22 protein-coding genes and 1 tRNA gene are annotated in these 23401 nt (G+C 57.8%); 6 read left to right on the forward strand and 17 right to left on the reverse strand.

Translation table 11 applies throughout. The features are described from left to right. The first annotated feature begins 74 nt into the window (after nt 1–74). The 6 genes from typA to ACNSPV_RS12100 all read left to right on the forward strand — a co-directional run bounded on the left by typA (nt 75) and on the right by ACNSPV_RS12100 (nt 8313). Nucleotides 75–1898 (forward strand): translational GTPase TypA, encoded by a 1824-nt coding sequence (gene typA / locus ACNSPV_RS12075; RefSeq protein WP_005945857.1) that lies wholly within the window; start codon nt 75–77, stop codon nt 1896–1898. A 161-nt stretch (nt 1899–2059) separates the two neighbouring features. Beyond that, nucleotides 2060–2136: transfer RNA gene (locus tag ACNSPV_RS12080), tRNA-Asn, on the forward strand. 458 nt (nt 2137–2594) lie between these two features. Continuing rightward, a complete protein-coding gene (locus tag ACNSPV_RS12085) occupies nt 2595–4928 on the forward strand; it encodes a peptidase domain-containing ABC transporter (RefSeq protein ID WP_339395139.1) in 2334 nt (777 codons plus the stop codon). Between the two features lie 241 nt (nt 4929–5169). After that, nucleotides 5170–5619: a hypothetical protein gene (locus tag ACNSPV_RS12090; protein WP_339395140.1), complete on the forward strand. Its 450-nt coding sequence runs from the start codon at nt 5170–5172 to the stop codon at nt 5617–5619. A 2-nt stretch (nt 5620–5621) separates the two neighbouring features. Further along, nucleotides 5622–6734 (forward strand): HlyD family secretion protein, encoded by a 1113-nt coding sequence (locus tag ACNSPV_RS12095; protein ID WP_249236939.1) that lies wholly within the window; start codon nt 5622–5624, stop codon nt 6732–6734. A gap of 49 nt (nt 6735–6783) precedes the next feature. Beyond that, on the forward strand, nt 6784–8313 hold the full coding sequence (locus ACNSPV_RS12100) for an Ig-like domain-containing protein (RefSeq protein ID WP_348583215.1): 1530 nt from the start codon (nt 6784–6786) through the stop codon (nt 8311–8313). A 135-nt stretch (nt 8314–8448) separates the two neighbouring features. Here ACNSPV_RS12100 and glmS read toward each other — a convergent pair whose 3' ends face one another. From glmS to ACNSPV_RS12185, 17 genes are all read right to left on the reverse strand, one after another. Continuing rightward, nucleotides 8449–10269 carry a glutamine--fructose-6-phosphate transaminase (isomerizing) gene (gene glmS / locus ACNSPV_RS12105; RefSeq protein ID WP_348585182.1) on the reverse strand — a complete coding sequence of 607 codons (1821 nt, stop codon included), beginning with the start codon at nt 10267–10269 and terminating at the stop codon, nt 8449–8451. Nucleotides 10270–10570: 301 nt separating this feature from the next. Next, nucleotides 10571–11128, reverse strand: coding sequence for a hypothetical protein (locus tag ACNSPV_RS12110; protein ID WP_348583213.1), 558 nt, complete (start codon nt 11126–11128; stop codon nt 10571–10573). Next, a complete protein-coding gene (locus tag ACNSPV_RS12115; protein ID WP_348583212.1) occupies nt 11125–11994 on the reverse strand; it encodes a DUF5685 family protein in 870 nt (289 codons plus the stop codon). Before ACNSPV_RS12115 ends, ACNSPV_RS12110 begins: the two co-directional genes overlap by 4 nt. A gap of 270 nt (nt 11995–12264) precedes the next feature. Further along, nucleotides 12265–13470 (reverse strand): class I SAM-dependent RNA methyltransferase, encoded by a 1206-nt coding sequence (locus ACNSPV_RS12120; protein ID WP_348583211.1) that lies wholly within the window; start codon nt 13468–13470, stop codon nt 12265–12267. Between the two features lie 103 nt (nt 13471–13573). Further along, nucleotides 13574–14143, reverse strand: a complete 570-nt coding sequence (locus ACNSPV_RS12125; protein WP_249236945.1) for a S1 RNA-binding domain-containing protein — start codon at nt 14141–14143, stop codon at nt 13574–13576. Nucleotides 14144–14182: 39 nt separating this feature from the next. Continuing rightward, nucleotides 14183–14488, reverse strand: coding sequence for a septum formation initiator family protein (locus ACNSPV_RS12130; protein ID WP_249236946.1), 306 nt, complete (start codon nt 14486–14488; stop codon nt 14183–14185). A 44-nt stretch (nt 14489–14532) separates the two neighbouring features. Then, nucleotides 14533–14961, reverse strand: a complete 429-nt coding sequence (locus tag ACNSPV_RS12135; RefSeq protein WP_339395146.1) for a hypothetical protein — start codon at nt 14959–14961, stop codon at nt 14533–14535. After that, entirely contained in the window at nt 14958–15245 is a 288-nt protein-coding gene (locus tag ACNSPV_RS12140; protein ID WP_249236948.1) for a YabP/YqfC family sporulation protein, read from the reverse strand. The genes ACNSPV_RS12135 and ACNSPV_RS12140 overlap by 4 nt, the downstream gene beginning before the upstream one ends. A 57-nt stretch (nt 15246–15302) precedes the next feature. After that, the gene (locus ACNSPV_RS12145; protein WP_339395148.1) at nt 15303–15548 is read right to left on the reverse strand and encodes an RNA-binding S4 domain-containing protein; all 246 of its coding nucleotides are present in this window, start codon (nt 15546–15548) and stop codon (nt 15303–15305) included. Between the two features lie 73 nt (nt 15549–15621). After that, nucleotides 15622–15891: an HU family DNA-binding protein gene (locus ACNSPV_RS12150; RefSeq protein ID WP_249236950.1), complete on the reverse strand. Its 270-nt coding sequence runs from the start codon at nt 15889–15891 to the stop codon at nt 15622–15624. 54 nt (nt 15892–15945) lie between these two features. Further along, nucleotides 15946–16656, reverse strand: a complete 711-nt coding sequence (locus tag ACNSPV_RS12155) for a MazG family protein (protein WP_348583209.1) — start codon at nt 16654–16656, stop codon at nt 15946–15948. A gap of 172 nt (nt 16657–16828) precedes the next feature. Continuing rightward, nucleotides 16829–17263 carry a zinc ribbon domain-containing protein gene (locus ACNSPV_RS12160; RefSeq protein ID WP_348583208.1) on the reverse strand — a complete coding sequence of 145 codons (435 nt, stop codon included), beginning with the start codon at nt 17261–17263 and terminating at the stop codon, nt 16829–16831. A 169-nt stretch (nt 17264–17432) separates the two neighbouring features. Continuing rightward, entirely contained in the window at nt 17433–18395 is a 963-nt protein-coding gene (locus tag ACNSPV_RS12165) for a uridine kinase family protein (protein WP_348583207.1), read from the reverse strand. Continuing rightward, entirely contained in the window at nt 18361–19830 is a 1470-nt protein-coding gene (hemZ, locus tag ACNSPV_RS12170; protein ID WP_348583205.1) for a coproporphyrinogen dehydrogenase HemZ, read from the reverse strand. Before hemZ ends, ACNSPV_RS12165 begins: the two co-directional genes overlap by 35 nt. A 149-nt stretch (nt 19831–19979) precedes the next feature. Next, on the reverse strand, nt 19980–20591 hold the full coding sequence (locus ACNSPV_RS12175; RefSeq protein ID WP_348583204.1) for an MBL fold metallo-hydrolase: 612 nt from the start codon (nt 20589–20591) through the stop codon (nt 19980–19982). 5 nt (nt 20592–20596) lie between these two features. Beyond that, nucleotides 20597–21058, reverse strand: a complete 462-nt coding sequence (gene dtd / locus ACNSPV_RS12180; RefSeq protein ID WP_249236956.1) for a D-aminoacyl-tRNA deacylase — start codon at nt 21056–21058, stop codon at nt 20597–20599. A 3-nt stretch (nt 21059–21061) separates the two neighbouring features. Further along, nucleotides 21062–23401 (reverse strand): bifunctional (p)ppGpp synthetase/guanosine-3',5'-bis(diphosphate) 3'-pyrophosphohydrolase, encoded by a 2340-nt coding sequence (locus tag ACNSPV_RS12185; protein ID WP_348583202.1) that lies wholly within the window; start codon nt 23399–23401, stop codon nt 21062–21064.

Below are 23401 nucleotides of genomic sequence, written 5' to 3' on the forward strand. Positions count from 1 at the left end.
TTCTGTTATAAACTTAGGATTGTATGACGTTCGTTCGTATTTTATGAGTTTTAATAATAGAGAGGTTGAATTTTATGGTTCGTAACGATTTGCGCAACGTTGCCATTATCGCTCACGTTGACCACGGCAAGACCACCCTGGTGGACGCAATGCTGCGTCAGAGCGGCGCGTTCCGCGACAATCAGGTCGTGGCTGAGCGCGTCATGGACAGCGGCGATATCGAGCGTGAGCGCGGCATCACCATTCTGGCCAAGAACTGCTCCTGCACCTACAAGGGCGTCAAGATCAACATCGTCGATACTCCGGGCCATGCCGACTTCGGCGGCGAGGTCGAGCGCGTGCTGAAGATGGTCAACGGCGTTCTGCTGCTGGTGGATGCTGCCGAGGGCTGCATGCCCCAGACCCGTTTCGTGCTGCAGAAGGCTCTGCAGCAGAACCTGAGCCTGGTGGTGGCCATCAACAAGATCGACCGTCCCGATGCCCGCATCAAGGAAGTCATCGATGAGGTGCTGTACCTGCTGATGGATCTAGGCGCCACCGATGAGCAGCTGGACTGCCCCATGCTGTTCTGCTGCGGCCGTGATGGCACCGCAAGCCTGGACCCGGATGTGCCCGGCACCGACCTGATCCCCCTGTTCGATACTCTGCTGAGCACCATCAAGCCGCCTGAGGGCGACCCCGAGGCTCCCTTCCAGATGCTTGTGTCCTCTGTGGACTACAACGACTTTGTGGGCCGCATTGGCATCGGCCGCATCCAGAACGGCGTTGCCAAGGTGGGCGAGGAAGTTGTCGTCTGCGACTGGCACAATCAGGATCTGAAGATGCGCGGCCGTCTGACCAAGCTGTACGACTTCCAGGCCAATGGCCGTCAGCCCTGCGATAACATTACCGCCGGCGATATCGTGGCCTTCTCCGGCCTGCCCGATGTGACCATCGGCAACACCCTGTGCAGCCCCTCCAATGTGGAGCCGCTGCCCTTTGTGAAGATCAACGACCCCACCGTGGAAATGACCTTCTCCGTCAATGACAGCCCGCTGGCCGGCCGTGAGGGCAAGTACGTTACCAGCCGTCAGATCCGTGACCGTCTGCAGAAGGAACTGCTGAAGGACGTTGCTCTGAAGGTGGAGGATTCTGCCACTACCGATTCCTTCCGCGTTATGGGCCGTGGCGAAATGCATCTGTCCATCCTGATCGAGACCATGCGCCGCGAAGGTTATGAGCTGCAGGTCTCTCCCCCGCACGTTCTGACCAAGGTCATCGACGGCAAGACCTACGAGCCTATGGAGCATGTTGTCATCGATGTGCCCACCCAGTATCAGGGCGCTGTCATGACCGGTCTGGGCCAGCGCAAGGCCATCCTGCAGCAGATGGAATCTCTGGGCACCGACCGCGTGCGTCTGGAGTTCCGTATGCCCAGCCGCGGCCTGTTCGGCTACCGCAACCAGTTCCTGACCGATACCCACGGCGAAGGCATCATCAACCAGATTTTCGACGGTTATGATGTCTGGGCCGGCATGATCGCCAATCGCTCCACCGGTTCTCTGGTCAGCTTCGAGACCGGCGAGGCCGTCACCTACGGCCTGTTCAACGCACAGCAGCGTGGCACTCTGCTGGTGGGCGCCGGTGAGAAGGTCTACGAAGGCATGGTCATCGGCTACACCGCTTCCGGCGAGGATGTGGATGTCAACGTCTGCAAGACCAAGCATCTGACCAACACCCGTGCATCCGGTTCCGACGACGCCCTGCGCCTGATCCCCATCAGCAAGCTGAGTCTGGAAGGCTGTCTGGAGTTCCTGGCACAGGATGAGCTGCTGGAGGTCACCCCCGAGAATCTGCGCATCCGCAAGCAGATCCTGAACCATGAGCAGCGCATGAAGGCCAAGAGCAAGCTGAAGTAAGCGTTCTGTCCCCTTATATAATATGTATTTCCCGCCCTGCAGCGTTTCAAAAACGCCGCAGGGCTTTTTGTTTTTGCAAAAAATTTCTGGTTTTGTAAAAAAGGGCTTGCAAAAGGCATTCTTATGCGGTATAATATCTCTCGCAGTCACAATTGTGATCTGCCTCTTTAGCTCAGTCGGTTAGAGCACCTGACTGTTAATCAGGGTGTCGCCTGTTCGAGTCAGGCAAGAGGCGCCAAAGCAGAGCAATGTTCCTTGCGGACATTGCTCTTTTTGTTTGTGTCATATCCGGCAGCTGATGCCGCATGGATTTTCCCCTCTGTCCCGTCGTCTCCGGTCTCTGTCCACAGCCCCGGAAAAAGCAGCATCTATGCAGAAAAAAGCATTCAGCTTAATGATTTCTTAAAAATTGACCACTTGAAGAAGATGTTGCATTGTGGTATACTTTTTATGTTCTTTGGGAATTAGTATCTGATTTTCCAAAGTCCGGTACACAGTTCCATGGGCATTTTGCCATTTTTAGCAGCAGCTGACCGGTGCTTTGCCGCCGTTCTCCGCAGGACGGGGTAAGCCACCGGTTTTTATACTGCTTACAGACTGTGTTTTTTTGCGTTGTCAGAGCTGCTGCCGTCCGCTTCCCTTGGAAGTGTTCTGCAGTCGTTTGAATAAATTTGTATATGATCAAAGGAAGCATCTATGCGTTATACCTACGTCCGGCAGCATGACACTACCGACTGTGCGGCTGCCTGCCTCGCAATGGTGTGCCTCCATTACAAAAAGGAAGTTACCATCACCCGCCTGCGCGATATGATGGGCACTGACCTGAAAGGCACGAACCTTGTTGGTTTGCAGAAAGCCGCTAACGAGTTGGGTTTTTCCACCGCAGCGGTTCGCGTGGACCGTGAAAATTTCCTCAGCGATTTCTCTTTGCCCTGTATCGCACAGGTCATTACCGACCAGGGTCTGGCCCACTTTGTGGTGGTCTTTAAAAAGACCACCATCAAGGATGAGGGTGAGCGCCGCAAGCACATGCTGAAGGAGTCGGAATCTGCCAAGGAAGACGAGAAGAACGGCAAAAAGCACAAGTGCAAGGATTATGTCATCATCGGCGACCCCGCCACAGAGCTGAAAAAGATCAGTCTGGATGAGTTCTACAAGAACTTTACGGGCGTTCTGCTGCTGATGAACCCCACCTCGGAGTTCAAGGGCGGCAAGGTAGAAAAGGGCGGCATGTTCAAGCGCTACATTGATCTGCTGCTGCCCCAGAAAAAGCTTTTCTTCTATGCAATTTTTGCCTCTCTGATCACAACGATCCTCGGCATTGCATCCTCCATGTTCAACAAGATCCTGATGGATGAGGTGCTGCCCTACGGATTGAATAATCTGCTGGTCACACTGATCCTCGTGTTCAGCATGGTCAGCCTGACCAATACTCTGATCGGTTTTGTGCGGCAGTGGGTGCTGATCCATCTGTCTATCAAAATCGATATCCCGCTGATGATGGGCTACTTCGGGCACATCTTCCACCTGCCCATGAAGTTCTTTGCCACCCGCAAGACTGGTGATATCACCACCCGTTATTCGGACGCAAACACCATCAAGTCCATCTTCACCAGCATTGCACTGAGTCTGATCATGGATATCTCCATGGCCATCATCACCGGCATCATTCTGTTCCGCATGAACGCGATGCTGTTCTCCATTTCGCTGTTCATGGCTCTGGTCAGCATCCTGCTGGTGCTGATCTACAAGCAGCCGTATAAGAAGATCAACGAAGAGACCATGGTGCAGTCTGCTGCACTGAACAGCCAGATGATCGAAAGCCTGCGCGGCATTGAGACCGTCAAGTGCAACGCCAACGAGGACACCGAGCTGGAAAACCTCGAGCGTGAATACATCAAGAGCCTGAAGATCAGCCTGCGTTCCAGCCGCATCAGCACCACACAGGGTCTGATCTCCGCCTTCATCTCCATGATCTTTGGCATGCTGACCACGTATGTGGGCATCAGTCAGGTGCTGAACGGCGAAATGACGCTGGGCGGCTATATGGCTTTCAGCACCCTGTCTTCCTACTTCACTTCTCCGCTGAGCAACCTGATCGGTCTGCAGATGCAGATCCAGGAAGCCAACATCTCCATGAAGCGTCTGACCGAGATCATGGACTATCCTTCTGAGACTGCCGGTGACGAGGATCGCACGGATCTGGAAAAGGTGGAGGGCGACATCGAGTTCAAGGATGTCACCTTCCGTTACGGCAACCGTGCTCCTGCACTGGATCACATCAGCTTTACCATCCCGGCCGGCAAAAAGGTGGCTCTGGTGGGCAGCAGCGGCAGCGGCAAGTCCACCATCACCAAGCTTCTGCTCAAGTATTATGAGCCGGAGGATGGCGAGATCGACTTCAACGGTGTGAATCTGACGGAGTACACCAACGATTCTGTCCGCCGCGCAATTTCCTATGTGCCGCAGAACGTTGAGCTGTTCAGCAAGACCATCTATGACAACATCCGTGTTTCCCGCATGGATGCCACCATGGACGAGGTCAAGGAAGCTGCCAAGAAGGCCGATGCGCACGACTTTATCCGTCATCTGCCCCTGCAGTACAACACCTATCTGGAAGAAGCCGGCAACGGCCTGTCCGGCGGTGAGAAGCAGCGCATTGCACTGGCTCGTGCTTTCCTGAAGGATTCCAACCTCTACATTCTGGATGAGTCCACCAGCAACCTCGACTTTGCAACGGAAAACCTGATCTTCAACATGATCTATGACCAGCTTGCGGATCGTTCCATGCTGATCGTTGCTCACCGCCTGTCCACCGTCCGTGACTGTGACATGATCCTGGTGATGGATCACGGCCAGATCGTGGAGCGCGGCACCCATGAGGAGCTGCTTGCCAAGGAAGGCAGATACTACGAGCTGTGGAACATGCAGCAGGGTATTTACCGCAGCAAGAAAAAGGCAGAACCCAAGCAGCCTGTCATGCAGGCTGTCGTGGAAGAGGATGACGACGGCGAGTCGATCACCTATTGATATGCTGAGATCGGATGGAGTTCCGGTTCCATAATATGACTGCCAGGGCCATCGATGCTGACAACAGAAGACCTGTTTGTCTCGTCTGTCCTGAATAAGGAAGATGGTGTTACCCTGAAGCGGCGCGGCCTGCTCAGGTGACAATGCCTTACTATGGTGTGCCCGGAGACAAAGCGCCTCCGGGCACATTTTATCTAACGCCGATGTAAAGTAAATCTGAAACGAAACAGAGGTATTTATCATGAATGAGATCAAAGTAGCTGAAAACAAGACCCTCAAGCTCACCAATGTGCTCTCCCGCGAGATCCGTCCGGAAGAAATGGCCAGCCTGCCGGTGGTGCTGACCCAGATGCACAATTTCATCAAGAGCAACAACGCTCAGCCCATCGGCCCCATCATCCAGTCCTTTGCACTGGGCGAGGATCATCAGATGCACCTGTACATGATGCAGCAGGCCACCCAGCTCATCCCTCAGATGGACCCGGGCTATCACATGGATGCCATCCTGCGCGTTAAGAACTGCCTGTACGCCCACTACACCGGACCCATGGAAAACAGCCAGCTGGCCTCCTACAAGCTGCAGGTCCACGCTTTTGAGAACGACCAGAAGCTGACCGGCACTTCTTATACGATCTATGTCAATCAGGATTCTGACGATGCTGTGATCGATGTCTTTATGGAGACCAAATAATTATGACAATGAAAGTTCAAAGCCTGACGGACCTGCAGGACCGCCGTATCATGCTGGACAGGGATGTGCCGCCCTACGGTTACGCCTTTGTCATTCTGGTGGGCATCTTTATGGTGTTCCTTCTGGTGTGGAGCACCCAGACTAACCGCATTTATGTCAGCCAGAACACCGGCACTGTGCAGGCCAGCAACAAGACCTACATCATGTCCAGCTATTCCGGTTCCATCACTGAAATGTATATCTCGGAAGGCAGCTATGTGAACGAGGGCGACCTTGTGGCGCACATCAAGAGCACCGACATCGATATGCAGCAGGACAATCTGGAAAGCCAGCTCAAGATCTACCAGACCCAGCTGGACCAGTATAATAAGCTGCTGCAGTGCGTGCAGGACGACACCAACTACTTCAGCGAGACGAACCCGGAAGATCAGCCTTACTACTACCAGTACGAGACCTACAAGAGTCAGGTCTCGCAAAAGACCTTTGACGCTACTGCCTATCAGGCTGCCGGCTATTCGGATGCTCAGATCAAGACCATGATGGAGCAGAGCCAGAGCGAGGTGGAGGCCTTGTACTACTCCACCATGCAGTCCATTTCCCAGAGCATCACCAGTGCGCAGAGCAACGTGGACAACATTCAGGCCCAGATCGATACCCTGAACACCGGTGCCAACGATTATTATATCTATGCTCCCACCTCCGGTGTGATCCACATGGATACCCCCTATAAGGAGGGCATGGTCCTGAGCGCCGGTTCTCCGCTGGCTACTGTCGCCAGTGAGAACGACGATCTGGAGGTCGTTGCCATGGTCACCGTGAACGACCGTCCCCTGCTGCATGTGGGCGACCCCTGCAAGATTGCCATCACCGGCCTGTCGGAGTACTCCTACGGTACTCTGACCGGCACCGTGACCGCGATTGACAGCGATGTGACCGCCAGCACCAATGCATCCTACTACAAAATGACCATCAAGCCGGATACCACCTACGTGGTAAGCAAGAGCGGTGATAAGGTAGACCTTTCCAACGGCATGAGCGTTACCGCCCGTGTGGAGTATGACCAGATCACTTACTTTGAGTACGCAATGGAAGCACTGGGTGTTCTGTTCCATTAAAACCGGACTGTCAGCCGCTGCCAAATCACCCCAAAGAGGTATACTTACTATGAAATCAACCGCAAAAAAACTGGCCGTCTGTGCGGCAGCGTTTTGCCTGCTGGCCTGCGGCACAGCTGTGTCTGCGGCCGCAGCAAGCCCGGTCTCCGGCCTCGCCCTGAGCGGCATTACCATGCCGTGGGATCAGAATGTACCTGCCGAAAGCATTGAAGCCGGCAGCTATACCGCCAATATGCTGCTGGGTTCTTCTCAGCAGCTGTCCCCCGTGGTGCGTCCCCGCAACTCTACCGATTCGGTGGTCTATATATCGGACGATACCTCCATTCTGACCGTGAGCAACACCGGTGTTGTGCAGGCCGTGGGTGTGGGTACTACCCGTATCACAGCTGCTGCCGGCAATCAGATCTGTGCTTACACCATCGTGGTCTCCATGGATTCCTCCATGATCGTGACCGAAATGGATCTTTCCCTGTCCTCCAATACCATTTATGTCGGCAACTCGGTATCGGCACAGCTGCAGGTGCGGCCCACCTCGGCCTCCAATTATGCCACCGTCACCCTGACCTCTTCCAACGAAAAAGTAGCCACGGTGAATAATTTTGGCCGCGTTACCGGTGTCGCCCCCGGCACTGCCACCATCACCGCTACCTGCGGTTCGGTGACTGCTACCACCAATGTTACGGTCATGAGCATTCCCAACTCCGGAACCGGCACCGGCACCGGCACTGCCAGCACCGGTTCTTCCAACAGCGGTCAGGTCGTCACGGTGAACCCTTCCTACGTTGTACTCAAGCCCGGTGCCACCCGCACCCTGACCGCCAGCGTCAAGCCTTCCTCTGCTTCTCAGAAGTTCACCTTTAAGTCCGCCAACAGCAACATTGCCACGGTCAGCCCCAGCGGCGTGATCACGGCTGTGGGGACCGGTGCAACCTCCATCACGGTCTCCAACGGCACGGCTTCTGCTATGGTCACGGTCATTGTCAACCGTTCTGCCGCTTCCTCGGAGGAATCTTCGGACAGCAGCACCACAAAGCCGGAGGACGATACTCCCATTGAGATCGATCCCGTGGTGCAGGCGATCCAGGACAGCACGGACAACGAGATCGTCTTTACGCAGGCCGAAGTTCCCACTGTGACCGGTGATATCCTCAACGCCCTGCGCACCACCGGCAAGACCCTGTGTGTGGTGGGCGACGGCTACACCATGCAGATCGCGGGCAGCAACGTCAAGAGCACCACCAGTGAACTGGATACCATGCTCGTGCTGACCGAGAGCAAGGAGGGCATTGAGTTTGAGCTGGACAAGGGCAAAGCCCTCCCCTGCTCGGTGCGCATCGATCTGGATGTGAGCACCTATACCCGCTTGTATCTCTACAACCCCACCTCTGGCAAGTGGCAGTACCTGAACAGCTACACGGACGGCATCATCACAGCAGATACCGCCGGCCATTATCTGCTGACCAATCAGAACCTGAAATTTGCCAACATCAACTGGACCTTCTTCATTGCCGGCGGCGTGACGATCATCATTATCGGCATCGCCTATATCGTGCTGAAAAAGCGCTACTGGTTCTGGTAAGCCGGAATCTCTATAAAAACAGCAGCTCCCCTCTCTGACAGCTCAGAGAGGGGAGCTTTTTTCGTTCTATCCATCGGTCCGGCGTCCGCATCTTCTCAGAGCGGCCTGCGGGCCTTTCCAGCGCGGTTTATGCCATTACTCCACCGTCACGCTCTTTGCCAGATTGCGCGGCTTATCCACATCACAGCCGCGCAGAACAGCCATATAGTAGGCAAACAGCTGCAGCGGCACAATGAGCTGCAGCGGCATCAGGATATCCTCGTATTCATCCAGCCGGACCACCGCATCGGCCACACCCTCGGGCACCACGGCGTCCTTTGTGGTGAACAGCAGCACCCTTGCGCCGCGGCTGCGGGTCTCTTTGGCATTGGAAATGGTCTTTTCGTATACCTGCTTCTGGGTCGCCAGTGCGATCACCGGCACGCCATCCGTGATCAGACTGATGGTGCCATGCTTGAGCTCCCCTGCCGCATAGGCATCCGAGTGCACATAGCTGATCTCTTTGAGTTTAAGGCTTCCTTCCAGCGAAAGCGCATAGTCAAAGCCACGCCCGATAAAGAAGCAGCTCTGGGTGTTCACATAGCGGCTGGCAAGGTATTTGATCTGCTCGCAGTCCGCCAGGCGTGGCTTGATGACCTCCGGTGCATGCAGCAGCTGCGCCGTATAGCGGCGGGTCTCCGCCTCACTCAGTCGGCCGCGCGCATAGGCCAGACGCAGGGCAAACAGGTACAGCACACACATCTGCACCGTGTAAGCCTTGGTGGAGGCCACAGCGATCTCCGGCCCCGCATAGGTGTACATCACGTAGTCGGCCGCGCGCGCAATGGAACTGCCCACCACATTCACGATAGCAAGCACCGGCACACCGCGGCTCCTGGCCAGCTTGAGTGCTGCCAGCGTGTCGCTGGTCTCGCCGGACTGGCTGATGATGATGACCAGGTCATTCTTTTCCAAAATCGGGTCCCGGTAGCGGAACTCGCTGGCAATATCCACCTCGGCGGGCACACGGGCCAGCGCTTCAATGGCAGATTTACCCACCATGCCGGCGTGCATCGCCGTGCCGCAGCCCACCAGATGCACCCGGCCAATGCCGCGCAGCACCTCGTCCGTCAGCACCGGGATGCGCAGCTCCGGCATTCCATCCTCCACACGGGGGCTCACTGTGGCCGTGATGGCGGCAGGCTGCTCGTTGATCTCCTTGAGCATGAAGTGGGGGTAGCCGCCCTTCTCAGCCGCTTCCATATCCCAGTCCGCCGTGAGCTGCCGACGTTCCACCGGCTCACCAAATTCGTTGTAGAAGCGGATGCCCTCAGCCGTGCAGACGGCCATATCGCCCTCTTCCAGCACGCTGTATTTCCGGGTATATTTGAGCAGCGCAGGGATATCCGATGCAATAAAGTTTTCGCCTTCCCCCCAGCCGACGATCAGCGGGCTTTCCCGCTTGACCGCAAAAATAGTATCCGGGTAATCGAAGAACAGCACCGCCAGCGCGTAGCTGCCGCGCACCTTGGAAAGGGCCTGCTGCAGCGCCCGCAGCGGGTCGCCGGTATAGCAGCTGTCGATCAGCTTTACCAGCACTTCCGTGTCGGTCTCGCTCTGGAAGGTATAGCCCTTTGCAGCCAACCGCTCCTTGAGCAGCCCGTAATTTTCAATGATGCCGTTGTGCACGATGCTCACACGCGGCGTGGAATGCGGATGGCTGTTCACGTCGCTGGGCTCGCCATGGGTAGCCCACCGGGTGTGGCCGATGCCGCAGAAGCTTTGTGCCAGCTGCTGCGCTGCCAGCTTTTCCCGCAGGGCTGTGAGCCGCCCCTTGCTTTTTACTACGCAGATCCCCCCGTCCAGCGCAAGCGCCACACCGGCGGAATCATATCCGCGATACTCCAGCTTTTCCAGACCATCCAGCAGCACGTCCTGCGCACTGCGCTTACCGACATAACCAACAATGCCGCACATACAAAACACCTCCATACCGACCGCTCCCACGCAGAAAGGCGCAGTGACACACGGTCAGCTCTCTTGTACAGTTTATGTTCTTGTATGGCTTTCTTTGAAGGGATCTGTTGCGGTATTGCTGCCGTTTTTTGCCCTTCTCTGCGGCTGGTCTAGCCCTCAGCCGGAGAAACATCCGCCGAATCTTTCGATGATTCCTCTCCTCGTCACCCTCGCGGCTGTCACCCGCGTGGCCCGGCGCTTTGCGTTACCTGTGTGCTGCGCTCTCCCCTTTCTGATGCCCCATTATAGCACAAAGGCTGGCTCAGCGCCAGCCCAAAGTTTTATGAAGTTTCGGCCGCCAGACCAGCCGGTACATCATGAGCATGTTATGCAATGCCCGGTCGTACAGCACAAAGGCAACATTGCCCATGACCAGCGTTGCCAGCGAGACAGCCAGCGCGGTGGTGCGCAGCTCCTGCGAAATGCTGCCTGCCGGCACCAGCAGAAATACCAGTCCATACATGGCCAGCACTGCGCCGTTGCACAGCAGCAGCTTGCAGACAATGCGCAGAACAGCAGGGCGGATGCGCTCAAACTTCGGCTTTGCCAGCGGGTAATACCCCAGCAGGAACATGAAGATCAGCGCCACTTCCTTATCCGGCACAAAGAGCAGTGCCAGCAGGCTGACCGCAACGTAGGCCGTCAGGGCCAGCTGCATCCCGCACTCCACGCAGACTGTTGCAACAAGAAAGCCCGCCACTGCAGGCGCAATGAACATGGCAATGGGGATCACGGCCCCCAGCAGCATCAGGGCGACACACAGTGCCGTCACGATGCCGCAGTAAGCCATGCCCCAGCTTTTTTGATGTTTCCGATTCATGGGATCTCCCAGTTTTCCCTCTCAACGCCTGCTTCCAGCGGCTCCACCGCATGATGCAGGCCCAGCAGCATGATATTATCCAGCAGACTGCGGTTCAGCTTGATATCCAGCATACTGTACACCCGGATCAGGTCGTTGGCCACCGCCAGCGCCTGACGGCGGGCATTTTCCATCGCAGCAGACTGACCTTTCAGCTCGTTCACCACAAACACGTTGTAGCGGCCGCTGCGCTTGTCCGTTTCAAACCGCTCAGCCTTATCCAGCAGATAGAAGATGCGTCCGATGCTGCTGCCAATGTAGCGCATGCTCTTGCGCTGGCTGGGATCATCGGTGGCAAGGGTGGAATACAGGGCACCATAGATGTTGCTCATGGGTTCCGCTGCGAGGGTGTAGTTTTTGGCGCTCAGTTCCATCTGCGTCACAGCCTGCTCCCGCTCCTGCACGAACAGGCGTTCCAGTGCCGGGTTCTCCTCCACAGCACGCATGTAGGCGCGGCGCAGCAGCAGCCGGTCCACCGCACGGCGCAGGCGCTTGAGCGGCTTCAGCTCACTGTATTTGCGATCCTGCAAATTGTGCCAGCCCAACAGCACCTCCACCTGTGCGGCCAGCCGGATGCCCTGGGTCTGGCACATGAGCCTGCGCCAGGCCATTGTGCCCGGGACCCGCTTGCGCTGGCAGGTGGCCTGCCGCCCGGCCAGACTGTCCGAAAGGATGGCAAACAGCACGCCGTTACTCCGCAGCAGATGGCAGGAATATAGTCCGTATGCCTCGTACAGCTGGCGCCGCACCCCGCGCAGATACCGCAGGTAGATATTGTAATCCCGGATGGTGAGCTCCGGCAGATATGGCCGCATCCTACCCTTCATATACACCTTTTCCTCCTCGGAAGAACCGCAGAATAGTAAGGTAAGTATAATCCATTTTCAGCCCGGGTTCAACCATCCTTTGTAAAAAGAGCATGAATTTGTCTCATCTTTGCAGCACACGGCACTGAACATGGGATAAAACTTTCTGTGTGTGCGTCCGTTTCCCCTGCTTTGGCAGGAATTTTCCCGTTTTGATTTTTCCGGTAATTACCGGCTGTAATGTAAAAAGCCGCACGGGACAGCTCCGGTGCGGCAGGTAACATTTATCAATTACTTCTTGTCAAAGCGGTTCGGCGCAGTGCGCTTGCCGTCAAAACCGCTTTTCGGCATGGGCTTTGCGGTGTGCTCAAACTTTGGTGCATTGTAGTACATATACAGCTGGCAGGGGATCATGCCATTATACATCTTGCGGCGCTTGTTGGCACGCTTGCCGTAGTGGGTCTCAAAATCCATATCGGCAGTGATGGCGTACACGCCTGCACAGGGGTGTGCTTCCATCTGCCGGCCCAGCGTGCGGGCCAGCTTAGCGGCACCTTCAATGGTGCTCATGCGCTCGCCGTAGGGGGGATTCGTCAGCACGATGGCCTCCTGCTTTGCGGCAAAGTCGGCCACATCAGCCACTTCAAAGTGGCAGCGCTTTTCCACACCGGCCAGCTTGGCATTGGCATTGGCCAGCGCCACAGCAGCAGGGTCGATGTCATAGCCGAAAGCTTCAAAGCCCACGTCCAGCTTGGCCTCGGCCAGCGCCTTCTGACGCTGCTCGGCCCAGATGGCTGTCGGCACAAAGCCATAGCGCTCGGCAGCAAAGCGGCGCTTCAGGCCGGGGGCAATGTTCATGGCCTTCTGAGCGGCTTCGATCAGCAGTGTGCCGCTGCCGCAGAAGGGGTCCTCCACCAGACTGTCGCGGCGTACACGGCCAAGGTCTGCAATGGTGGCTGCCAGGGTCTCGCGGATGGGCGCCTCCATGGCGTTGCGGCGGTAGCCGCGCTTATGCAGACCATCGCCGGTGGTATCCAGCATGATCTCACACTGATCCTTGCGCAGCATGAAGCGGATCTTGTACTCGACACCGGTCTCGGGCAGCACAGAGGTGTGGTGCTTTGTCATCAGGCGCTTGACCACAGCTTTTTTGATGATGCTCTGGCAGGCGGGCACACTGGACAGCTGGCTGTTCAGCGAAGAGCCGGTGACCGGAAAGGCAGCGTCTGCGGGCAGCAGCTCCTCCCACGGGATATCGTACACACCGTCGAACAGATCATCGAAGGTGGCGGCCCTGTAGCGGGCCAGCAGCAGCATCACGCGCTCCACCGTGCGCAGGTTGAGGTTGGCTGCGGCGATCATATCAGCACCGCCGGCAAAGCTCAGACGGCCATCCTCTACCCGGATGTTCTCTGCGCCGATGCGGGTCAGCTCAAATTTTGCAGTGGACTCGCACCCAAAAAAGCAGGGAGCGATCAATTCAAATTTTGCAGGCATTGCAATTCCTTTCTTTCAGCGAAAAAACAGACCTGCCCGATCAAATGAGACAGGTCTGTTCCATCCTTTTGACTTAGAGCAGACTGAGAAGAAGTGCCGTTTCTCAGCGGCGTCCGCCACGACCGCGGGGCGCATAACCACCGCCGCGGCGGTTGTTGGTCTCGTGGTCGAGATCTGCCATCTTCTCTTCGCTCTGGCTCTTGAAGCGGCTCATCATGTCCTCAAAGCTCATATTGTCGGAATGGACCGGAGCCTTGGGCTGCCACACACGGGGTGCGCTGTCACGGGCAGGGCCTCTGCCGCCCTCACGGGGGGGACGGCCATTGCCGCCGCGGCCTGCACCAAAGTGTCCACCCTCACGGGGGCCGCCCGGGCGCGGAGCGCCGGGACGTGCTCCGCCTGCGGGGCCTCTGCCCTCACGCGGCTGGCGCGGAGGAGGAGGCAGCAGACGCTTGATGGACAGCGCGATCTTGCCGTCCGGTGCAACATTGATGACCTGCACCTTGACCGTATCCCCAATGTGCAGGACTGCTGCAATGTCCTGCACGAATTCATTGGACACCTCGGAAATATGGACCATGCCCGTACCGCCCTCCGGCAGTGCGACAAATGCGCCAAACGGCTTTACGCCGGTAACACGGCCCTCAAATACGTTCCCTACCTCAATTGCCAAAACTCAATACTCCTTGTTTTCCATAGTATCGGCAGCCGTTCAGCTGCCGGTCACATCCACAAAGATGCGCTCGTTCGGTGCGGCGTAGTTGTAAGAATCCCGCGCGACCCATTCTGTGATCTGATCCGAATCGCCGCTGAGGATACGCTGCATTTCCTCATTCTCGGTTTTCTGCTGGTCGATCTGCTCGTTCAGTGTGTCCAGCTCTGCGCGTTTGGAGCTGATGCTGACCTGATTGGAGATGTACGCTGCCAGCATGCTCAGCAGCAACAGGACAAAAAACACCCGCACAAGCGTTTTAACGACCACTTTCTTCTTGCGTTTTCTGCGGTCCGGTGCTGCCATTGTTTCTTCTGCCCCCATTGCAATTTGGTTCTTACTGATGTCACTTATGAATTATACATCATCCGGCGCTGGTTTGGCAAGTTCTTTTTGCGCTTTTTTGCGGTTCTTTTTGCGTTGCGGCGTAATTTGCGGGCATTTTGCTGCCGGACACGCCGCTGTGCGGCAGGCCGGAGCACCCGCCGCTGCAAAGCCTTCCCTGCCGCGCGCAGCGGCACGCCCAGAACAAAGGCCGCAGCGCCTGCTCCGGCAAAGCCAGCTGCTGCCATGTACCAGCGCAGCACGCCCGCCGGGCTCTGCCCCGCCGCATAGCTCTGCAGCAGGGTCAGCACCGTGCCCACCCATAGAAAATCGGGCACCCACGCCGCCCGGCCCCTGACCGGGAACACGGCCCGCACCACACCGGTGCACCCGCCCAACACCGTGCAGGCGGTCAGCTCCTGCGCAATGGCTGAGGGCGGCAGGACCGGGATCATCGCAGCAGGCGGTGCAGAAAGCTGCCCGCCGGGGCGCTGGCCGTGTATTCCAGTGCGTCGATGCGGCCGGTGAACTTTGCCTCCCCGGCCTCCAAGTCCAGTGCCGCCATGCTCAGCTGTGCCCCGGCAAGATGCAGGATGCCCCTGCCGGTCTCTATTGCGGCACTGTCTGCATTGCAATGCAAAACCTTCTGCACGCCGGTCACGGTCAGGCGTGCACGGCCCTCTAAGATCAGGTCATGCGGCGGCGCAGGCTGCGGGCTTCTGGTGTTTTTTTCCGGCATTGCTCGTCTCCCCTTTTCTGGTGCATCCTATGCACCAGACGAGAGCTTTTATACCGTTTACTCGCTGATGATCTCGTACATTTCGCGGGCCACATCCTTGGTGCGGGGCTCCACATCCGAGAGCACCCGCACCTTGATGGGACGGTTGCCGAAGGTCACCTCAATGACATCACCCGCCTTGACGGCCTGACTGGCCTTGGCGATCTTGCCGTTGATGAGGATGCGGCCTGCATCGGCCACTTCGTTTGCCACAGTGCGGCGCTTGATGAGCCGCGAAACTTTCAGATACTTATCCAGACGCATCGTCTTATCCTCCTGTGATGAAAAATGCCGCCGCACCTCCTGCGAGGCAGCGGCGGCAAAAGAAAACAGCTTCTTACAGGGTGTCCTTCAGGGACTTGCCGGGCTTGAACACGATGCTGCGGGAAGCAGCAATGGTGATGGGCTCACGGGTGCGGGGGTTGATGCCCTGACGCTCTGCACGCTCGCGCACCTCAAAGGTGCCAAAGCCGGAAATGGTGATCTTTTCGCCCTCGGCCATGGCCTTGCCCAGTGCCTCGAACATGGCATTGACAGCCTGCTCAGCATTTTTCTTGCTCATCTCAGTGTTCGCAGCAACCTGTGCGATCAGATCGGTCTTCGTCATAAAAATACCCTCCAAATTTGTTCCTTGGTGTTCTTCTTTCTCTATCGGAGCAGGTCACTCGACCTGAGTACCGCTTTGTGGCTCCTGTTCCAGCAGCCCTGCACAGAAGCGCTTGGAGGCAAAGGTCAGCGCCTCCTCTGCGTCCACTCCGGCCAGCCGCATGGCGTTGGCTGCAGCAAACAGCAGCTCCCCCGCCGTCCGGGCATCCTGTTCCCGGCTCCAGCCGTCCAGAGCATCCTGCAAAGCCTGCTGCGCCCGGGTCTTGTCCGGCTGCGCCGCACCGCAGCGGTCGGCACGCTTCTGCAGCTTCTGAGCACGCATCAGTGCAGGCAGGGTGGCGGGCACCGTGCCCAGCTCATCGGCCAGAGTGGTGCGGCCCTTTTCCTTATTTTTGAGCGCATCCCAGCCATTTATACCGGCATTCTGCGCTGCTGAGGATGCAAAAATGTTCGGGTGGCGGAACACGAGCTTCTCGCACACCTCACGGCAGACATCCTCAAAGGTAAAGTGTCCGCGCTCCTCTTCCATCACGGCATGGAACGCCACCTGCATCAGCACATCGCCAAGCTCTTCCTGCATCAGCACCGGGTCATCGGCATCGATGGCCTCCAGCACCTCACAGGTCTCCTCCAGAAAGTTCTTCCGGATGGAGGCATGGGTCTGCACCTTGTCCCACGGGCAGCCGTTCTCCGGGTCCCGCAGGATGCGCAGGATCTCCAGCAGCTGTTCTGCCGTGTAAGGGGCCTTGGGCTGCCAGTCCAGCACAGTGCTCACACTCCTTGCAAAAGATACTGCATATTGTACCGCATCTTCCGCGTTTTTTCAAGACAGCACCGGCAAATTCCGGCAATTTGCCTTTATTTTCTGCATTTTAGCCTATCCCGCAAAAAACAGGACGGTGCCCTGCGGGGAGCGCCGCCCTGTTGCCTGACGGAGATTACAGCTGTGCGCCGCACTTGTTGCAGAACAGTGCATCGTCCGAAACGGGCGCACCGCACTGCGGGCAGCTCTTGTGCTCTGCATGCGCAACCTCGGCGGCAGGAGCTTCCTGCTCTGCAGCAGGCTCCTCCTCGTGTACCACATAGTCCACCTCTGCGGCTTCTGCCGGGGTCAGCGATGCCTTCAGGCGGGTGATTTCCTTCTCGATGTTATCGATCATTTCGATATACTTATCCACCAGCGGCTGGTTTTCTTCCTTGCCCTTGGCCAGACTGTACACCAATGCGCCCAGCTGACGCTGTGCCTTGAGCAGCTTGCCCTGTTCGTTGACGATCAAAGCCTGCGTTTTGCCCTTTTCGGCCAGATCCAGTGCAGCGTTCTTGCCTTTTTCGGCATATTCCAGACCCATTTCCTTGATCCTGTTGAAATCCATAAAAGACACCTCTCTTACTATCGGCCTGTTTATCGTGGGCCATGTGCGGATGTTATCTCCATTATAGCGCACAGGCCGCCCGTTTGCAACGAACGGGCCGCATTTTTTACAGTTTGGTGCCGGTTTGGAAACAGTTTTTTCGCATTCAGACTAAATTTACACGACATTTTCACACATTGGCATCTTGTGCCATGCGGTCGGCCGCGCCGCCGTAGAATTCCCGCAGCATACTGTCTTCCGGCAGCAGCTCCAGCTCCAGCGGTGACACATGCTCAAACCGGCGGGCAGTCTCATCCCACAGCTCGGCATTGTGGCCTTCCAGCGTGAACTGACGGCGCACCACGCCCAGCAGCTTGGAGATCAGGCCAAGCTCGTAGGTAAAGGAGGTATCCAGCAGGAAGTCCGCTGTGGATTTGAAGCCCTTGATATAGCGTGTTTCACCGTCCAGCACGCGGTCCCACATGGCAAGGGTCTTTTCCGGGCTGCGGCCGCGGGCGGCAGCATCGCGCAGGGTGCGGCGGCACAGGCGGATATCCTGTGTATTGATGACTCTCCGGCCATCGATGCAGTATTCCTCCCGCAGGCCGGCATACACGCGGTAGATATCGTCGCCTTTCACAAGGCCGGTGAGCTCCGGGTTCAGGGCATGGATGCCCTCCACGATGCATACACCGCCCTGCAGGTCGATGGGCTCCACCTGCTCCGAGCGCTTCTCTGCAGAGAAATCATAGACCGGCAGCACGGTCTTTCCGGTCTCGCTGAGTTCCCGCAGGCACTGCTTGATGAGGGGCAGGTCCAGCGTATCGGGGTTTTCGTAATCCAGCGTGCCGTCCGGCAGCCGGGGGTAGAACTCTGCCCCTTTGAAGAAATTATCCAGACTGACCACCTGCGCCGGAGTCCCGCGCTTTTGCAGAGCTTTTGCCAGACAGTGGGCGCTGGTGGTCTTGCCGCTGGCCGACGGGCCGGTGAGCATGACGATCTTTGCGCCGGAGAGCTGCACCTTCTGGGCGGCATAATCCACACGCTGCCTGTAGCTCCGCTCGCTCAAATCTGCCAGCATCTGCGGGCTGCGGGCCGCCACATTGTACAGATCGACCTCAACCAGACGTTTCGGTACCCAGATCGTGATCATAAAAATCAGCCACTCCTTTTTTGCGTTCCAGCACCTCCGCAAAACGCTGGATATATTCGTTCGGATATTTGAAGTTAAAAATGCGCTGCATCCGTTTGCCGCCGTCGGCCACCAGCTTGGTGCTGCCGCCTGCACCGGCGGAGAGGATGGTCTGGACTTCCTCCATGATATAGATGTTGTAATATCCCTCGTGGCCCGGCTTGCACCAGCCCACGTTCTCAAGGTTCTGCAGGGTGTTTTTCTGGCGGTAGAGGTAGTAGGGCCGATAGCCCGCTTCTGCCAGCAGACGGCATTTTTCCAGCATGGCGGCGACATCGGCGTAGTCGTTGGTGCTCTGGTCCTCGATGACGATGCGGGAAGCCCGCTTGAGGGTCAGGGTGTGCACGGTGATGTTCTCCGGGTCCAGCGCAATGGCCTGCCGCAGGCTGTGCTCAAAGCTTTCCACCGTGTCGCCGGGCAGGCCGGCAATGAGATCCATGTTGATGTCATCGTGACCGGCTTTGCGGGCTTCGGCATAGCAGTCCAGAATGTCCTGCGCCGAGTGCTTACGGCCGATGCCGGCCAGCACCTCGTCCGAGAAGGTCTGCGGGTTGATGGAAATGCGGGTAGCGCCGTATTCCCGGATGACGGCCAGCTTTTCCGCGTCCGTACAGTCCGGACGACCCGCCTCCACCGTATATTCCACGACCTTCGAGAGGTCAAAATTCGCCCGGACCGTGCCCATCAGCTGCCGCAGCTGGTCGGCAGACAGGCTGGTGGGCGTGCCGCCGCCAATGTAGATGCTGCAAAGGGTAAGCCCCGCCTTGTCGGCCTGAATGCGGATCTCCTCCACTTCCCGGCACAGACAGTCCACATAGGGCTGCACCATCTTGCGGTCGCGGTCCAGATTGCAGCTGACAAAGCTGCAGTAGCTGCACCGGGACGGACAGAACGGGATGCCGATATACAGGCTGTAGGTCTTGGGTTCACTGCCCACCTTCAGGATGGGCTCCTGCAGATCTGCAATGGCCTTGGCCATGGTGTATTTCTGCTGCGAGCAATCAAACCGCTCCAGAAAAAAGCGGTCGATCTCCGCTTCCGTCCAGCCTGCGGCGCGCTTGTCATGGATGAGCCGCACCGGGCGCACGCCGGTCATTTTGCCCCAGGGCGGGCGGAGCCCCGTCCACTGGCGCAGCAGATCATAAGTCAGGCTGGCAAGGCTGAATTCCGGGGTCTCGCCGCCCTGTTCCACAGGCGCAGGCAGCGGTGCGTGCCGTTCAGCACTTCTGCCGCCCTGACGCACCAGCGCATGCAGGCCGTCCGGCGTTTTTTCTGCCCAGACGCAGTCCTCGGCGTCCTCCGGTGGGGTGAGGGTAAGCGGTGCCATGGGGTAAAACAAACGCACCAGATGCTCCACTTCGTAGCCGGAGGGCAGGCCGGTAATATAGATCTTCATTTTCGTTCACTCTTTCAACCCTCTCAGCCTCGCATCCGCTCGGCAGCTCCCCCGAAAGGGGAGCTTTTATTCTGCATCACCGTCAGATGCATAAAGCCTCCATCCTAGGAAGAGATGGAATCGCGCAGCGATGACGGAGAGGGTTTTCTTTAAATTTCGCCGCCGCGCAGAGCGCTGCGGATATAGTAGTTATTGTCCAGTTCATCGCCAAAGGCGGAGAACTCACCATGGCCCGGCAGCACCTGCGTTTCCCGTGGGATAGGCAGCTTTGCCAGTTTACGCAGGCTCTCAGCCATCTGTGCACTGCTGCCGCCCTCCAGATCGGTACGGCCGATGCTGCCTGCAAACAGGGTGTCACCGCAGAAGAGATAACCGCCGCACAGCAGCACCACGCTGCCGGGGGTGTGTCCGGGCGTGTGCCATGCCGTAAAGACCAGTTCATCCACCGTCACGGTGCCGTCCTCGGCATAGCCGCAGTCTGCCGCAGAAAGCGGATACATGCGGTCGCCTGCAAGGTCGGCAGCCTCACAGTAGAGCTTTGCGTTCCACTCGGTGCGCAGGGCCTCGGCACTGCCCACATGGTCGTAGTGTCCGTGGGTGCACAGGATGGTGGTGAGCCGGGCATGGTTCTCTTTTAAAATTTTATCGTAGGTCTGCGCATCTGCCGCCGGGTCAATGACCACGGCATGGCCTGCATCGGAAATGAGCAGGAAGGTATTGGTATACAGCGGCGCAGCGCCCGGAATATGAAAAGCCTGCATGGCATTTACTCCTTTTTCTTCCACTCGTCGGTGTCGATGATGATGGTGCAGGGGCCTTCGTTCACAAGCGACACCTGCATATCCGCGCCGAACTCGCCGTGCTGCACGTCCTTGAGGCCGTGCTTATTCATCTCGGCAAGGAACAGCTCGTAAGCATCCACCGAAAGGGGCGGCTTTGCGGCCTTGATAAAGCTGGGACGGTAGCCTTTTTTCGTGTCACCATAAAGGGTGAACTGACTCACCACCAGCGCGGAATAGCCAAGATCCCGGGCGCTGAGGTTCAGCTTGCCCTCAGCATCCGGAAAGATGCGCAGACCCGCACATTTGTCGGCAAGCTTGGGCACGATGTCAAGGCTGTCGGTATCCTTGACCCCCAGCAGGATCACAAGTCCCGGGCCGATGGCGCGGGGCTCGCCGCCGTTCACCCGCACACTGGCGGAAGAGACTGCCTGAATGACTGCACGCATGTTTTAGCTCCTTGTCACCTTGAGCACGTCCTTCACCTTGGAAAGTCTTGCGACCACGCGGTTGAGGTGCTCGGTATTGTTGATGCCGATGGTCAGGCTGACCATCGCACAGCCGTTTTCCACCTGACGGGCGTTCACCGCATAGATGGGCACCCGGATGTCTGCCAGCGCAGCCAGCACATCCTGCAGCAGCTCGTTGCGGTTCAGTGCGATGATCTCGATGCCAGCCTTATAGCTGTCCTTGACGCTGTCGGCCCAGTAGGCCTTGACCCAGCGTGGGGCGTTGGTGGGGTCCTTCATGCTGGAAATGGCATTGGCACAGCTCTGTTTGTGGATAGACACGCCAAAGCCGCGGGTGATGAAGCCCACGATGGGGTCGCCCGGCAGCGGGCTGCAGCACTTGGCAAACTTGATGGGCGTGTTGTCGAAGCCTTCCACCACCACGCCGTCGGTGGCATGCACACGGCTCAGATCCACCTTGGGCAGATCTTCCTCGTTCTTATCCTCGGCGGCCTTCAGCTTCTGCCATTCTTCCTTGATCTTGGGCAGGCAGTTCGCAATGGTCATGCCGCCGTAACCGATGGCTGCATACAGCTCCTCGGCGTTGTTCTGGCGCAGGCGGCGGGAGCAGCTGTTGATAAAATCATCCAGCTGGTCGTCCGGAATGATGATCATTTCGCGGCGCAGCTCACGGGCCAACGCATCGCGTCCCTGCGTGATGTTTTCCTCGCGGCGCATCTTCTTGAACCAGTTGCGGATCTTGCTCTTGGCCTCGCTGGTGCGCACGATCTTGAGCCAGTCACGGCTGGGGCCCTTGTCTGCCGGGCCAAGGATGACCTCGATGATCTCACCCGTGGAAACGATGTGGTCGATGGGCACCATGCGGTTGTTCACCTTGCAGCCCACCATGCGGTTGCCCACCGCCGAATGGATGGCATAGGCAAAATCGATGCAGGTGGCACCGGTGGGCAGGTTGATGACATCGCCCTTGGGGGTAAAGGCAAACACCTCTTCCGGCAGAAGGTCGCTCTTGAGGTCGTGGAGAAGGTTGCCGGAATCCTCGCTGACGCGCTGGTTTTCCAGCAGCTGGCTCACCCACGCCAGACGTTCGTCCAGCTTGTCGTGGCCGTCCAGCCCCTCTTTGTACTTCCAGTGGGCGGCAACACCGTACTCGGCCTGTTCGTCCATCTTGCGGGTGCGGATCTGCACCTCAAAGGGGATGCCCTCGTGGCCGATGACGGTGGTGTGCAGGCTCTGGTAGCCGTTGGGCTTGGGGGTGGAGATATAGTCCTTGAAACGGTTGGGCAGCGGGTGGTACATATCGTGGATGAGGCCCAGAGTGCTGTAGCACTCGGCCAGCGTATCCAGAATGACCCGCACCGCATAGATATCATAGATCTCGTCGAAGGACTTGTTTTGCATGATGGTCTTGCGGTAGATGCCGTAGATGCTCTTGACACGGCGCTTGATGGTGGCACCCTCGATGCCGCTTTCCACCAGACGCTGCTCAATGACCCCGGACACTCTGGCAAGGAATTCCTCGCCGGCGCGCTCGCTGAGCATCCGGCTGATCTCCTCATACCCCACCGGGTCGAGGTAATGCAGGCTGCGGTCCTCCAGCTCTTCCTTCACGTTCAGGATGCCCAGACGGTTGGCGATGGGGGCATACACCTCCATGGTCTCGCGGGCTTTGTCGCGGCGCTTCTGCTCCGGCCATGCATCGCCGGTGCGCATGTTGTGCAGCCGGTCGCACAGCTTGATGATCATCACGCGCACATCGCGGCTCATGGCCAGCAGCATCTTGCGCAGGTTTTCAGCCTGCAGCTCTTCGATGTTGGAGAACTGGATCTTGGTCAGCTTGGTCACGCCGTCCACCAGCAGGGCCACTTCCTCGCCAAAGGCGTCGGTCAGGTCTGCCAGCGTGGTGGGGGTATCCTCCACCACATCGTGCAGCAGGGCGGCGGCAATGCTTTCGGTATCCATGCCCAGATCCAGCACCAGCCGGGCCACGGCCAGCGGATGGCAGATATAGGGCTCGCCGCTGCGGCGGCATACCCCCTTGTGGGCAGTGTTAGCAAGGTCGTAGGCCTTTTCGATCATTTCCATGTTATAGGAGCGGCCGCTTGCCTTGATGGCCTCGCACAGCTTTTCCCAGGTAACAATCTCCGGCCGCACCTCCGAAGGCAGAGCGCCTTCCGGTGCATCAGCCAGCTGGGCCGTGGCTGAAACGGTGGCCGTTTCCTGCACTGGCATCGGCTGATGCAGGTGGGTCTTTGCGGAGTAGAGATCTTCGTCCCGTACCGGCTTGGGTGCCGGAACCGCAGCTTTCTTTCCCTCTGGCAT

Origin of the sequence: Faecalibacterium sp. 3, from assembly GCF_048323735.1 — a bacterium.
Lineage (GTDB): Bacteria > Bacillota > Clostridia > Oscillospirales > Ruminococcaceae > Faecalibacterium > Faecalibacterium wellingii.